Genomic DNA, 13,581 nt, shown 5'->3' with positions numbered 1-13,581 from the left:
TGGTAGCACGCCGACCGAGGTGTTGTGCTGACCGGCATGGCGAAACGACTGATGGACCTGCTCGTGGTGATCGACGTCGAGGCGACCTGCTGGGACGGCCCGACGCCCGAGGGGCAGCGCAACGAGATCATCGAGATCGGCCTCACCACCCTGGACATCGCCACCGGCGAACGCGTCGACCGACACGGCATCCTGGTCCGCCCCACCCACTCCGCCGTCGGCGCGTTCTGCACCGAGCTGACCACGCTGACCCAGGCGGATGTGGCGACCGGCCACACCTTCGCCGACGCATGCGCCCTGCTGCGCGCCGAGTTCAGGACGCACCAACGTGTGTGGGCGAGTTGGGGCGAGTACGACCGGCGGCAGTTCGAGCGCCAGTGCGCCGCCGAGGGCGTCCCGTACCCTTTCGGTACCCGCCACCTCAACGCCAAGTCGCTGTACTCGCTCGCCCACGGCCTGGACCGTGAACTCGGCATGGCCGCCGCCCTGGAGCACGCCGGCCTCCCGCTCGAAGGCACCCACCACCGAGGCGTCGACGACGCGTGGAACATCGCCGCGCTGCTGGGCGGCGTACTGCGTGCTTCGCGCCGGGATCGACCGGGTACCCGATCGGTGGCACCATCCGCCCCGTAGCCCACACCCGCCCCACCGGATCCACGACCGCACCGACCACCGCCGACCCCGCGCACGTCCCGAGGGTTGCGAAGATCCCGAAGTTCCCGCATGACCTCGCAAGTTCCGAAAGTCCCGACAGGAGCAGCGCCACCATGGCCCAGGACATCCCGAGCGCCGACCTGGTCCTGACCGGAACCGTGATCACGGTGGACGAGGCCCGACCCCGCGTCGAGGCCGTGGCGATCGGCGCCGGTCGGATCCTGGCCGTCGGGAGCGCCGCCGACATGCCGGTGGGGCCCACCACCCGCGTGGTCGAACTGGGCGAGCGCTGTGTGCTCCCCGGATTCGTCGAGGCGCACGGGCACGCGGTGGCCGAGGCGCTGCTGTTCGGCAAGGGGTCCGTCGTGGACATCCGGGCCGCTTCGATGGACTCCGCCGAGGCCGTGCTCGCCGCGATCCGGGCGGGCGTCGCGAACGGGCGCGAGCTGATGTACGGCTGGGATCCGCTCTCGTTCCCCGATCTGCCGCTCGCCGGCCAGGACTTCCTGGATCGACTCGCCCCCGATCGCCCGCTGGTGGTGGTGCACCACTCGGGACATCTCGCCTGGTACAACCGCGAATCCGGCCGCCGGCACGGCATCGACCGGCACACCCCCGACCCGCCCGGCGGCCGGTACGGACGAGACGCACACGGCGAGCCGGACGGCGCGGCCTACGGCATCGAGGCGATCACCGAGATCACCTCACCCACCGGACCGCCCGTCGGCCGCCGCGATGCGCTACCGCCCGGCCTGGCCGACACCCTCGCCCGGATGAGCGCCGTCGGCCTGACCATGGCAGGCGAGATGGCCTGCCTGCCGCCGTGGCGCGACGCGCTGCTCGACCCGGCCCGCAGGCCCGCGCCGAGCACCCGGCTGCGCCTGTACGAGCCGGCCTCCGCCGTCCTGCGCAGCACCGGCCGGCCCGACGCCGGCGACGACCTGATCCGGCAGAACGGCATCAAGGTGTGGGTCGACGGCTCACCGTGGGCGGGCACGATCGCGGTGTCCTTCCCGTACCTGGACACGGAGCTGACCCACCGACTCGGCCGCGGCAAACGCCCGCACGCGAGCACCAACTACACGTGGGACCAACTCGCCGAAGTGGTCGAGGCGTACTTCCCGCACGGCTGGCAACTCGCCTGCCACGCACATGGCGACCTCGCCATCGACATGATCCTGGACGTGTACGAGAGCGTGCTCAGCCGCTACCCGCGCCCGGACCACCGGCTGCGGATCGAGCACGTCGGCGCGATGCGCCCGGACCAGTTCCGGCGCGCGGCGGCGCTCGGGGTGACCGCGAGCGTGTTCATGGACCATGTGTACTTCTGGGGCGAGGTGCTCACCGACGAGTTGTTCGGCCCCAAGTACGGCGCCCGCTGGGCGGCGGCCGGCTCCGCGGTGGCCGCCGGCATGCGGATCTCGCTGCACAACGACCCGCCCAGCACGCCGGAGAACCCGCTGCACAACATCACCGTCGCCACCACCAGGCGCTCGCGCCGAGGCAGGGTGCTCGCCCCCGAGGAGCGGCTGACGGTGACTCAGGCCATCCGCGCGCAGACCCTGGACGCGGCCTACCAGCTCCGCGCCGACGACATCACCGGCTCGATATCCCCGGGCAAGTACGCCGACCTGGTGGTGCTGTCCGCCGATCCGTACACGGTCGCGCCGAGCGAGATCACCGACCTCGACGTGCTCGCCACCTTCCTGGCCGGCGAGCAGACGCACGGCGATCCGCTCTGAGTGCCTGTCGCGTACGCCCCGGCGTCAGCCGCCGGCCACCAGCATCGCCGCGCCCACGATGCCCGCGTCGTTGTGCAGCTTCGCGGGCACCAGGTCGGCGCGGACCTTGATGTACGGCAGGAACTTCTCCGGCTTCCTGCTGATCCCGCCGCCGATGATGATCAACGACGGGGAGAAGAGCATCTCCACGTACCGCAGGTAATCCTGCACCCGCTCGGCCCACTTCTCCCAGGACAGGTCGTGCGTCTCCCGGGCCACCGCCGAGGCCCGGTGCTCGGCCTCGTGGCCGTCCAACTCCAGATGGCCCAACTCGGTGTTGGGCACCAGTCTGCCGTCCACGAACAGCGCACTGCCGATGCCGGTGCCGAAGGTCAGCATCAGCACCGTGCCGCCGCGCCCCGCGCCCGCGCCGAAGCGCATCTCGGCCACGCCGGCCGCGTCCGCGTCGTTGACCATCGTGACCGGCCGGCCCAGCGACGCGGTCAACAGCGCGTCGGCGTCCAGGTCGATCCACGACTTGTCCACATTCGCCGCGGTGCGCACGATGCCGTCCCGGACCACGCCCGGGAAGGTGATGCCGACCGGGCCGTCGGTGTCGGCGAACTGCTCCAGCACCTCGCGGACCACGCCGATCACCGCCTGCGGCTCGGACGGTTCGGGCGTGAGCAGCCGCACCCGCTCGTGTATCAGCCGTCCGGCGGCGGCGTCCACCGGCGCGCCCTTGATCCCGGTCCCGCCGATGTCGATGCCCATGACCGGCACGTGAGGCTCCTTCGCCATCGCAAACCATCCACAACCTTGCGCACCGTCCACAACCCGCGCGCCGACCACAAGGCGGCGGGGCGACCGCACTCATCGGCCGTTACCCCGCCGACGCGGCCCGATTCACCGCAGCTCGGGGAGATCTTCCGGATGCAGCGTGCGCAACTCCTCCATGCCCGCGCCCGGAAGTTGCGCCAACCGGGTCGCGTGCCGCTCGATCATCGCCTCGAACGTACGTCGCGCCTCACGCGCGTTGCCGAACGCGGCCCCGCGCGGAAGCCGGCGGAAGTAGCCGAGCAGCGCGTCGCACGCGTCGTCGGTGAGCACGTACTCGTGCTCGCCAACCTGCTTGCGGGTGATCTCGACCAGGTCGTCGGCCGAGTAGTCCTGGAAGGTGATGGTGCGTGAGAACCGGGACCCGAAACCGGGGTTGGCACCCAGGAAGCGTTCCATCTCGTCGGTGTAGCCGGCCACGATCACCACGACGTCGTCGCGGTGGTCCTCCATCATCTTCACCAGCGTGTCGATCGCCTCCCGGCCGAAGTCGCGCGAGGGATCCGGCGGAGCCAGGCTGTACGCCTCGTCGATGAACAACACGCCGCCGCGGGCCCGGTCGAAGACCTCCTTGGTGCGCGGCGCGGTCGAGCCGATGTGTTCGCCGACCAGGTCGACCCGGGAGACCTCGACCAGGTGTCCCATCCGCAACACCCCGAGTGCCTGGGCGATTTCGCCGTACAGCCGGGCCACCGTGGTCTTGCCGGTACCCGGGGAGCCGGTGAAGACCAGGTGTCGGCGCAGCGTGGGCGCCTTGAGCCCGGCCTCCTCGCGCCGCCGGCCGACCGAGATCAGGTCGATCAGATTGCGCACCTCGGCCTTGACGCCGGCCAGTCCGACCAACCCGTCCAACTCGGCGAGCAATTCGTCCACGGTGCGCCCGGACGTCTCGGCCGCGGCTTGGTCGGCGGTTCCGCCGTCGCGCGCGCCGGGGATCGGCAGCGTGGCGGTGAGCCTGGCCACGCCCTGCGGCTGCGCGCCGGCCGCGGCGACCGGGCCGGTCGTACCCAAAATCCCGCCGGCGGCTGGGGTCTCGGCCCCGCTGCTTCCGTCCCCCTGTGATGTGCACTCGACCGCCACCGGGCCCGGGCCGGCGAATTCGAAGCCGCCCTTGGCGTTGTCGCGCGTGGTGCAGCGGGTGAACACCGGGTGGCAGCCCTCGCGCACGTTGACACCGTAGCCGCGCCCGCCGAGCACCTCGCAGTCCTCGAAGTCGCCGCGCCCGCCGCCGGAGATGCGGATGCCCTCGCCGGTCGCCCGGTCCACCCGGACCCGGCGCACGGTGGGACCGGCCACACCGGTGACCGAGACGCCGTCGGTGGTGTCCTCGATCGTGCAGTCGGCGATGATCCCGCCGCAGTCCGACTCCATGAACCACACGCCGGTGGTGGCTTTGCGGACCTTGCAGGACTTGACCGAGACCACCGCGCCCGCGCCGATCCCGATGCCGGTCTCGTCCACGTCGTGGATCTCGCAGTCGTGCATGGACAGGCCGGTGCCGGAGCCGGCCACCTTGACCCCGTCCAGCACGTCGTGGATGCGGCACTCGCCCAGCGCCGCGTCCGCGCCGTCGGCCACCCACACGGCCGGCTTGCCGCCGGTGGAGTCGTGGAACTCGCAGTCGATCGCGGACGCGCGGGCACCGTGGTCGGCGAGCGAGAGGCCGTTGCGGCCGAAGCTGCGGATCGTGCAGCCGCTGAGGGTCACCTCGGAGTGGCCGTGCACGTCCACCCCGTTGCGGCCCATGTCGCGCAGTCGACAGCCGACCAGGGTCAGGTTGGCGCCGCGGTCGACGGAGACGCCGTTGCCCTCGGCGTCGCGGATCGTGCAGTCGTCGAGGGAGAACGTGGCCAGGTCGTCGGCCTGGACGCCGGTGCCCTTGACCGAGGTGATCTCGGTGCGCGAGAGGGATCCGGCGCTGCCCTGGCCGCCGACCGAGATGCCCGCCCAGCCGACCCGCTCGATCCGCGAGTCGGCGATGATCGGCGCGGCGCCGCCCGCGACACAGATGCCGCCGCCGCCCACGTCGTGGATGTGCAGGCCGGTCAGGTGCGGCGATGCCTGGTCGCCGACGAACACCGCGGGCTCCGCGTCGGAGCCGTCGTGGATCTCGCACTCCTGCACGCTGCCGGTGGTCCCCGGGCCGGTGAAGCGCAGCCCGTGCCCGGACGCGTCGCGAACCCTGCCGCGGCGCAGGATCGGCGCGCTGCCCTCGCGCACGTCGAAGCCCTCGCGCCCGGTGTCGCCGATCTCGCAGTCCTCGAAGGTGCCGCGCGAGCGTCCGGTCACCCCGATGCCCACGCCCTGCGGATTGCTCACCCGGCAGCGGCGCACCATCGGGTCGGCCCCCGCGCGCAGTTCGACGCCGACCACCGAGGCGGCCCGGATCACGCACTCCTCCAGTATCGGCGCGCAGCCCTCGATCACGATGGCCGGCGACAACACGCCGGCGCCGCCCTCGACGACCAGGCCGTGTACGGCCGCGTCCGAGGTGATCGTCAGCGCGACGCCGTCGGCGGCGGTCAGCACCACCGTCCCCGGCCCGTCCGAGCCGACCACCGTCACCGGGACGGCGATCGACACGTCCTCGCGGTACGTCCCGGGCGCGACCAGGATCGAGTCGCCCGGCGCCGCGGCACCCACCGCGGCGCCGATCGAGGCGTATTCACCCGCGCGCCGTCGCCAACGAGTGCCCTGCACCACCTGAAGAACCCGACCCGTCATGGCGCCCCTGCCACCAGCCCCTCGGTCCGCACCCAGCACCCTCGCGAGTCCACCGTAAAGCGTCGCGGGCGGCCCCATTACCGGGTCTGCCCCGCGGGCCCGGACGCCGCGTCGTCGGTGGACCCCTGCACCGTACAGTTCAACGACCGGAGGTCACGGGCGGGTGACGGTTAACGTCCCGCAGTGCCCCGATTCGTGCTACCGCGCCGCGGACTTCGGGGTGACCGTCACGGTCGCCGCGGAGCCGGGCGCCGGCGCACCGTCGCGAAGCCGGGTGAACAACCGGCCCGCGTCGGGCTGGCTGAGCGCGACCCGGTTGGGATCCGGCGCGTAGTCGGTCAGCGGCGTGGTGGTGAACTCGATCCGGTCGAGTGGGATGCTGCGCAGGCCGTTGGCGAAGTCGTACAGACTGACCAGCGAGTTGATCCCGGAGTCGGTGGTGATCGCCTTGGTCGCGGCGTCCATCACGTTGTACGCCCTGGCCGGGTTGGTCAGCAGGTTCTCGTCCTGGACCTTCTTGACCAGGGCCCTGAGGAACTCCTGCTGACGGGCGATGCGCTGGATGTCGCTGCCGTCGCCCATGCTCTTGCGCACGCGCACGAATCCGAGGGCCTGCTCGCCGTTGAGGTTGACGTCGCCGGCGGGCAGTCGCAGGCGCGCGGCCTTGTCGTCGATCGGCTGGTCGATGTGCATCGGCACGCCGCCGAGCGCGTCCACGACCTTCTTGAAGCCGGTGAAGTCGATGGTGATCTGATGGTCGATGCGCGCGCCGGTGAGCCGTTCCACGGTGGCCGCCACGCACGGCACGCCGCCGACCTCCATCGCGCTGTTGAACTGGCCGAAGTAGGCGCGCTGAGTGCCGCCCACCGTGGTCCGACAGGCGGGCACGTCGACCATCAGGTCACGCGGGAAGCTGACCGCGATCGCGGCCTTTCGCCCCTCGGGCACGTGCAGCAGGATCGTGGTGTCCGAGCGCTGGGTGCCGCCTTCGTCACGGCCGTACTCGGCGTTGTCGCCGGCGCGCGAGTCGGACCCCACGAGCAGCACGTTCATCCCGCCGGTGGGCGGCGGCCGGTCGGTCAACTGGTCGGCGAAATCCTGGGTGCGGATGTTGCCGTTGAGGTGGTCGTACAACCACCACCCGAAGCCTCCCGCGGCAAGCAGCACGGTGACGAGCCCGCCGGCGGTCCACGCGAGGATGCGACGGCGACGGCGCCGCCGATCCCGGCCCCGCCGTTGTATGCGGGTGGACCCCCCCGGCCTCGGCAGCGCGGCCGACGCCCCCGACACGGCCTCGGCCGCAGGGGGCGTCTCATCCTTGTCCTGCACGTCGTCGTCGCCTTCGTCGGGCCCCCGCGCTCGATGTGCGCTCGGCTCGGTGGCCCCAAGTACGCACAATTACACAATCATAGTTGTTCCGATCGTTACACGCTGAATAGCAGCAAATGGTTCCCGCCCCACACGGCCCAAAACCCCCGAGGGCGGCCCGGGAGGGGGCGCCGGGCGTGCGCCCCGCCGGCAATCCCCGCCCCGGCGGCAACCGAAGCGCGGCCCTCCGGCGCCCCGGCGTCCTACACCGTGCCGCCCGCGGCCTTTGCCGCTCCGCGTTCGCCGAGGACGCCCAGGGCGACGTCGACGATGCGGCCCAGGCGTTCGAGTTCGGTGCGGTGGAAGGCGGGGCCCTCGTGGCGGACCACGTACAGGGTCAGCCACGAGGCGCCGATCGGGGCCGCCGCGCCGTGGCCGCTCGCGTCGCCCTCGTAGGCGAAGGCCAGCGGACGCATCGGGGTGAGCGCGGGGAGCGCCGGCGTCTCCGGGGCCCGCCAGCTCTGGTGCACCAGCTGCCGTCCGCGTCCGCCGCGGGTGGCGACCGCCCAGTCCGCGTGGAAGAGCGTGGGCGCCGCGTCGATCAGCGTGGCCACCGCCCGTCCCGGATCGCGCGCCACCTGTCCCAGTACGTCCAGCTCCGGCGCGGATCCGGGCACCTCGCCGGCCGCCCAGCAGCCCTCGACGCGCACCCCCACCGAGCGCTCCATCGCGGCGACCAGCGCGGCGATGTCCCGGTCACCGCTCCAGGAGAGCGTGAACTCGTCGACCGCACGGCCGCCGAGCTGTTCGAGCACGGTCATCTGCATCACGTCGGCGCCCGCCGCGCCCAGCAGCTGCGTGACCCGCGCGAGCGATCCGGGCCGGTCGGGCAGCGAAACCCTCAGTCGGTACAGCACGCGACACCTCCTCCATCACCTGCCTTGTATCCTGACCTTTCCCCGTTTCGGTCGTGTTGCGTACATATGACGACGCCAAGTGATCACCACGGGCGCGACGTTCCCGACCGGAACCGCGACGGCGGACACCCGCGGACGGCGCCACAGCCACCGCGCGACCCAGGAAGCCGAACGCCGAGTCCGCCGCATCGGCCGCGACGATCGGGCGAACACGCATGTGGGGCGCCGTCGGATGGATCCGCCGGCGCCCCACATGTCGTGACTACTTCTTCTCGTCGGACCTCTCGTCCGACCCCTCGTCCGACTCCTCGTCCGACTCCTCGTCGGGCTTTCGGTCGAGCCGCCCGGCCGGCGGGCTGACATGCGTCGGCTCGTCGTCGGGCGCCACGCTCGACACCCGAGTCACCGCGCTCTCCGGTGCCTCGTCCCGCGCCCGGTTCCACGCGGACGCGCCCTCGCCACCCGGCCGCCCCGAACCGGCCTCCGAGGCCGTCTCCTTGGCCGGGCCGGCCCGCCCGGCCGACCCGGCCGACACTGCCGCGTTCTCCTCGGTGTCCGGGGTGGACCCGGCCACCACCGGGGCGAACGCGGTAACGTCCCCGTCCGGCTCCACGGACGGCGACGGCACGGCGGCCGAGGCTCCGACCGAGACCACCTCGGTAGGTGCGGCCGATGCCGGCGACGCGACCTCGGCCGACGCGACCGGTTCCCCGGCCGGCTCGGGCTGCTTCGCCTTCGCCAGTCGAGCAAGCTTCGGCGCCTTCGGCGGTTTCGCGGCCTTCGGCGGCTTCGGCTCCTTCGCCGGCTTCGGCGGCTTGGGCTCCTTCGCCGGCCGCCCCGCCTGCACCGAACTGTTGCCCACCGCCGTGGCGAACGCGGGCGCCGGGTCGTTGGCCTTGGGCCCGTAGGTCCACCACATCAGCCCGCGTCGAGCGTTCTCGCTGTCCGGGTGTTGCTCGCCGAGCACGCGCGCGCAGTCCGCGACCAACTGGGTCAACAACGTCCGGGCGCCCATCGGGTCGCCGGACTCGCCGGTCCAGTGCGCGTGGTTGTGCCGGATCACCAACGTGTCGTGGTGGTCCGGTCCCAGCACGCGCGTCGCGTCCTCGACGAGCTGCACCAGCGCGTCCCGGGCAATCGAGACGTCGCCTGCCTCACCCGCCCACATCGCCCGGTCGTGCCGAGCCGTCAACGCCGCGGGGTCGTCCGGCTCGTGCACCTCGCCGCGCTCGTCGGCGATCGCCGCCATCAACCGGGCCGCCTGGATCGTCTCGCCGGACCGGCCCACCCAATGCGCGTGCTGGTGTCGGATGGTCAGCGTGTCCGGATGCACCGGTCCGAGCGCGTCGGTCGCCTCCTCCACGATCGGTCGCAACATTCGGGCCGCGCCCGCGGCATCGCCCGCCTCGCCGATCCATCGGGCCCACCCGGCACGCACGTTGAGCGTCTCGGGATCGTCCTGACCGAGCACCAGGACACAGTCGGCCGCGACATCGCGTGCCAGCGACTCGGCGGTGACCGCGTTTCCGGACAACCCCAGGCAATAGGCATGGTTGTGCCGGGCCAGGAGCGTATCGGGATGCTGCGGGCCGAGCACGCGCGCGTAGTCGCCCGCGAGCTCGCCGAACATCCGAGCGGCCTCTGCGGGCCTGCCCTCGTCACCGACCACCCGGGCCCACGCGGCGCGCGCGTCGAGCGAACCGGGGTGCTCGGGCCCGAGTGCCCGAATCCGGGTCTCGGCCTCGGCCCTCAGTTTCTGTATCTCCTGCTCGTTCATCGCCGCTGATTCTCCCTCCTCCACCACAGGTGGCAAACCCGCGGTACCCCCTGATTGTGGGCGACGTGCACGGAGCGGGCGTGGTTGCGCTCCCCGGGTACAACCGTACGGGGGAGCGAATTGACCCATCGGCGTGTGTACTCACAACTCCACTGCCGGTTTCAGCGACGCCATCGTCCACATTCGGCGGTGCCGGACCACGAACACGGTCGCGATCAGCGCCACCACCAGGTAGCCGCCGAGCACCGCGAAGGCGACCGCCAAACGCTCGCCTTCGCCACCCGTGAGAGTGACCCGCAGCCCATTCACCAGGTACGTCATCGGTATCACCGGATGCAGCGCCTGGAACGGCTCGGGCGTCGTGGTGACCGGGTACAGCCCGCCGCACGAGGTGAGCTGGAGCATCAGCAGGACCAGGATCACCACGTCGCCCACCGCGCCGAGGGCGGCCCGCAGGAACTGCGCGATGGCCACGAAGGTGACCGCCGCCAAGGCGATCAACAGCAGGCTCAGTCCGGGGTCGTCGGCGTCCAGACCCAACCCGAGTTGCACCACCGCGTACAGCACGAACGCACCCGCCAGGCCGAGCACGGCGGCGGGCAGCCAACCGGCCAGGGCCACCTTGACCGCACCCGCCCGTCCCGCCAGCGCACGCGGGTTGTACGGCCGCAGGAGCAGGAAGCCGACCAGTCCGAACACCCACAACGCGATGCCGAAGAAGAACGGCGCCAGCCCGCGGCCGTACAGCTCTGCCGAATGCCTGTTCGTCACCTCGATCGCCACTGGCGCACCGAGCACCCGCGCGTCCTCGCCCGCCGCCCGCGCCGGCGGCGGAGCCGGCACCGCGGCATTCAACCGGGTCAGGTCGCCGGCGAGTTGCTCGGCACTCTCCCGGAGCTGATCCGGCGGCGTGGTGCCGATGCCGTCGGCCAACTGCCGCACACCGGCGGCGGATTGGTCCAGCTGTTCCTTGAGCGCCCCGGTCTGCCCGTACAGCTGCTGCACCAGGGTGCTCTGCGTGGTGGCCGAAATCTGTTGCTGAAGCCGGGTCTTGGCCACCTCGGCCATCTTGCCGATGATGAAGCCGTTGGCGTCGTCGAGGGTCATGAACAACGTCGCCTGCCTCGGCTCGGCCGAGGCCGTGGTGGCCAGCGTCGCGCTGAAGTCCGGCGGCACGGTGACCACGAAGTGGTAGTCGCCGTCCTCCAGGCCCGTTCGGGCGTCCTTCGCGTCGGTGACCTTCCATTCGAAGTTCTTGTCCGTGCGAATCACCTCGGTCAACCGGCCGCCCGCGTCGATGTGCTGCCCGCGCACGTCCACCGGCCGGTCCTCGTTCACGAACGCGACCGGGACCTGGTTCAGCCGTCCGTACGGGTCCCAGTTGGACCACAGGTACAGCGCGCCGTACAGGGTCGGCACCAGCATCAGCATGACCGGGACCAAGCGGGGCAACGGGCCCCGGAAGCGCCGTAGTTCGAGCCAGGCCAGGCGCAGCACACCCATCAGGCGATACCGCCTCTCGGGTACAGGTGGTGTCCGGGCAGGTCCACCACCGCGTCGGCACCGCGCGGCGCCTCGGTCGCGGTGGCCACGACGGTGACGCCGGTATCGGCCAGCTCGCGCAGGGCCCGCCACGCACGCAGCAGATCGGCGCCCGCGATGCCGCTGTCCACGTCGTCGACCAGAACCGCGCCCGGATGGCCGGCCGCGGCCAGCGCGACCGAGAACAACAACTGGTCCACCGCGGCCAAGTGCTCGACCAGGACCCGGCCGGGCGGCTCGATCCGCAGCAGGTCGTACATCCGGGCGAGCGCGGTTTCGGTGGGCCGGCCGCCGCCGATGGCCCGGCGCTCGGCGATCGTCTCGGTGACGAACAGGCGGGGTTCCAGGTCCAGGCCGGGTCGGGCGCGCGCGATCGCGGTGTGCGCCCGGGCGGTCGCGGCACTGCGGCTGCCCGCGACGGTCACGCTGCCCTCATCGGTACGGAACCGGCCGCCGAGGGCGAGCAGCAGCGAGGTGCGACCGGCGCCGGCGGGCCCGACGAGTACGGTCAGGCCGCCCGCCGGCGCGCTCAGTCGAACGTCGCGAAAGATTGTGCCGTCCGGACCGGATGCCGCGAGGCCGACCGCGCTGATCTCCACCCCGGAGGTGGTTGTGGACACGGATCTCCCTCATCGGCGGGACGTCCACCCAGGGATAACCGGTACACGGAATGCCAAACGGGCGAAACGGATGACGCCCGTGCGCCCACCCGCCTGACGAAGCGTCAGGCGGGGCGCCGGGCGAGGCCGGGACGAACGCCGAGGCAGGCGTCAGCCGCGCTGCTCCGGCAGCGGCTCGGCGAGCCGGTCCAGGTCGAATTCGCCGTCACGCACCCCGAGCACGAACGCGGTCCACTCGCCCTCGGTGAACCGCAGGATCGGCCCCTCCGGGTGGATCGAGTTCCGCATCGCCATGCCCCCACCGGGCAGTTCGGCGGTCTCCACGATGCCTTCGCCGGTGGTGTCCTCGCCGTAGCCGATCCAGGTGACACCGCTGATGTCCATGGCGTACAGCGCGGCCTTCTCGTCGTCCAACTGCTGCCGCGAAGGCTGCTCGGACTCGCCGGTGCTCATGATCGAAACCCTCCCGATGACGCGTGCGTAACCCTCAGGTGACCGCACGCTACGCCGCGCGCGGCATCGCACACAACGCGAACGGCGACATCGGCGCATCGGGGCGACAACCGGCGCAAAACGAGCGAGGTCCCGAGGCGCCAACGCGCCTCGGGACCTCGTCTGGGGTGAGTGACGGGACTTGAACCCGCGACTTCCTGGACCACAACCAGGTGCTCTACCAGCTGAGCTACACCCACCATCACCGAGGCGTTTCCGTCCCGGCGAGGAAAAGTGTACAGGCTCGCGGAGGCTGCTCGCCGCAGGGTTTCCGGGAGGCCGGTTCCGCCCCCGCGCGACATCGCATCCGGGCCCTTCCCGGCGGACCTCGGCCGGGGCTCGGTCCGGCGGATCTCGGCGGGTCCGCCGGACCGGGCCTAGGGCTGTTCGGCCGGCTTGTGGCCGTACTTGGCTGCGATCGCCTTGGCGGTGTCGCTGTCCGGACCGGGATCCGGGACGAAGATCGCCTCGCGGTAGTAGCGCAGTTCCTCGATGCTCTCGTGGATGTCGGCCAGCGCGCGGTGGTTGCCTGCCTTCGGCGGGCTCTGGAAGTAGACCCTCGGATACCAGCGGCGGGCCAGCTCCTTGATCGACGAGACGTCGATCACCCGATAGTGCAGGAACGCCTCCAGATCGAGCATGTCCCGGGCCAGGAAGCCCCGGTCGGTGCCGATCGAGTTGCCGCACAGCGGTGCCTTGCGGCCGTCCGGGACGTGCTTCTTGATGTAGGCGAGCACCTCGGCCTCGGCCTCGGCGAGGCTGACGCCCGCCTCCAGCTCCTCCAGCAGACCTGAAGCGGTGTGCATCTTGCGCACCACATCGGGCATGCCGGCCAGCGCCTCGGCGGGCGGGCGGATCACAACGTCGACCCCGTCGCCCAGGATGTTCAGCTCGGAGTCGGTGACAAGGGCCGCCACCTCCACCAACGCGTCCCGGGACAGGTCGAGTCCGGTCATCTCACAGTCGATCCAGACCAAGCGGTCGTTCAT

At 71.7% G+C, this 13,581-nt stretch carries 11 protein-coding genes and 1 tRNA gene; 2 read left to right on the top strand and 10 right to left on the bottom strand.

What is annotated here, in order from left to right:
- Positions 1 to 36: 36 nt before the first annotated feature.
- Together A3IC_RS0113850 and A3IC_RS0113845 are read left to right on the top strand one after the other, a co-directional pair.
- A complete protein-coding gene (locus A3IC_RS0113850) occupies positions 37 to 633 on the top strand; it encodes a 3'-5' exonuclease (protein ID WP_040876604.1) in 597 nt (198 codons plus the stop codon).
- A 134-nt stretch (positions 634 to 767) separates the two neighbouring features.
- On the top strand, positions 768 to 2,396 hold the full coding sequence (locus A3IC_RS0113845) for an amidohydrolase (protein ID WP_020550649.1): 1,629 nt from the start codon (positions 768 to 770) through the stop codon (positions 2,394 to 2,396).
- A 24-nt stretch (positions 2,397 to 2,420) separates the two neighbouring features.
- Here A3IC_RS0113845 and ppgK read toward each other — a convergent pair whose 3' ends face one another.
- From ppgK to orn, 10 genes are all read right to left on the bottom strand, one after another.
- Positions 2,421 to 3,158, bottom strand: coding sequence for a polyphosphate--glucose phosphotransferase (ppgK, locus tag A3IC_RS0113840; RefSeq protein WP_026218235.1), 738 nt, complete (start codon positions 3,156 to 3,158; stop codon positions 2,421 to 2,423).
- A gap of 123 nt (positions 3,159 to 3,281) precedes the next feature.
- Entirely contained in the window at positions 3,282 to 5,936 is a 2,655-nt protein-coding gene (locus tag A3IC_RS0113835; protein WP_020550647.1) for a right-handed parallel beta-helix repeat-containing protein, read from the bottom strand.
- 198 nt (positions 5,937 to 6,134) lie between these two features.
- Positions 6,135 to 7,265, bottom strand: a complete 1,131-nt coding sequence (locus A3IC_RS54320) for an LCP family protein (protein ID WP_020550646.1) — start codon at positions 7,263 to 7,265, stop codon at positions 6,135 to 6,137.
- A gap of 242 nt (positions 7,266 to 7,507) precedes the next feature.
- Entirely contained in the window at positions 7,508 to 8,161 is a 654-nt protein-coding gene (locus tag A3IC_RS54315) for an ACT domain-containing protein (protein WP_020550645.1), read from the bottom strand.
- Positions 8,162 to 8,423: 262 nt separating this feature from the next.
- Positions 8,424 to 9,938 carry a tetratricopeptide repeat protein gene (locus A3IC_RS62250; RefSeq protein ID WP_052173469.1) on the bottom strand — a complete coding sequence of 505 codons (1,515 nt, stop codon included), beginning with the start codon at positions 9,936 to 9,938 and terminating at the stop codon, positions 8,424 to 8,426.
- Positions 9,939 to 10,079: 141 nt separating this feature from the next.
- A complete protein-coding gene (locus A3IC_RS0113810; RefSeq protein ID WP_020550642.1) occupies positions 10,080 to 11,441 on the bottom strand; it encodes a YhgE/Pip domain-containing protein in 1,362 nt (453 codons plus the stop codon).
- Positions 11,441 to 12,100 carry an ATP-binding cassette domain-containing protein gene (locus A3IC_RS54305; RefSeq protein ID WP_063744834.1) on the bottom strand — a complete coding sequence of 220 codons (660 nt, stop codon included), beginning with the start codon at positions 12,098 to 12,100 and terminating at the stop codon, positions 11,441 to 11,443. Before A3IC_RS54305 ends, A3IC_RS0113810 begins: the two co-directional genes overlap by 1 nt.
- Positions 12,101 to 12,250: 150 nt before the next feature.
- Positions 12,251 to 12,553 (bottom strand): DUF397 domain-containing protein, encoded by a 303-nt coding sequence (locus tag A3IC_RS54300; RefSeq protein ID WP_020550640.1) that lies wholly within the window; start codon positions 12,551 to 12,553, stop codon positions 12,251 to 12,253.
- A 163-nt stretch (positions 12,554 to 12,716) separates the two neighbouring features.
- A tRNA-His gene (locus A3IC_RS0113795) sits at positions 12,717 to 12,792 on the bottom strand.
- 177 nt (positions 12,793 to 12,969) lie between these two features.
- Positions 12,970 to 13,581: an oligoribonuclease gene (gene orn / locus A3IC_RS0113790; protein ID WP_020550639.1), complete on the bottom strand. Its 612-nt coding sequence runs from the start codon at positions 13,579 to 13,581 to the stop codon at positions 12,970 to 12,972.

The sequence above is a fragment of the Embleya scabrispora DSM 41855 genome, from assembly GCF_000372745.1.
In the GTDB taxonomy this organism is placed as follows: Bacteria; Actinomycetota; Actinomycetes; order Streptomycetales; family Streptomycetaceae; genus Embleya; species Embleya scabrispora.
This window is presented reverse-complemented; position numbering and strand designations above follow the sequence as displayed.

Bases quoted from the DNA above. Each gene is read 5' to 3' on its own strand.
- A3IC_RS0113850 (WP_040876604.1), top strand. From the start codon at position 37: ATGGCGAAACGACTGATGGACCTGCTCGTGGTGATCGACGTCGAGGCG.
- A3IC_RS0113845 (WP_020550649.1), top strand. From the start codon at position 768: ATGGCCCAGGACATCCCGAGCGCCGACCTGGTCCTGACCGGAACCGTG.
- A3IC_RS0113835 (WP_020550647.1), bottom strand. From the start codon at position 5,936: ATGACGGGTCGGGTTCTTCAGGTGGTGCAGGGCACTCGTTGGCGACGG.
- A3IC_RS62250 (WP_052173469.1), bottom strand. From the start codon at position 9,938: ATGAACGAGCAGGAGATACAGAAACTGAGGGCCGAGGCCGAGACCCGG.
- A3IC_RS0113810 (WP_020550642.1), bottom strand. From the start codon at position 11,441: ATGGGTGTGCTGCGCCTGGCCTGGCTCGAACTACGGCGCTTCCGGGGC.
- A3IC_RS54300 (WP_020550640.1), bottom strand. From the start codon at position 12,553: ATGAGCACCGGCGAGTCCGAGCAGCCTTCGCGGCAGCAGTTGGACGAC.
- orn (WP_020550639.1), bottom strand. From the start codon at position 13,581: ATGAACGACCGCTTGGTCTGGATCGACTGTGAGATGACCGGACTCGAC.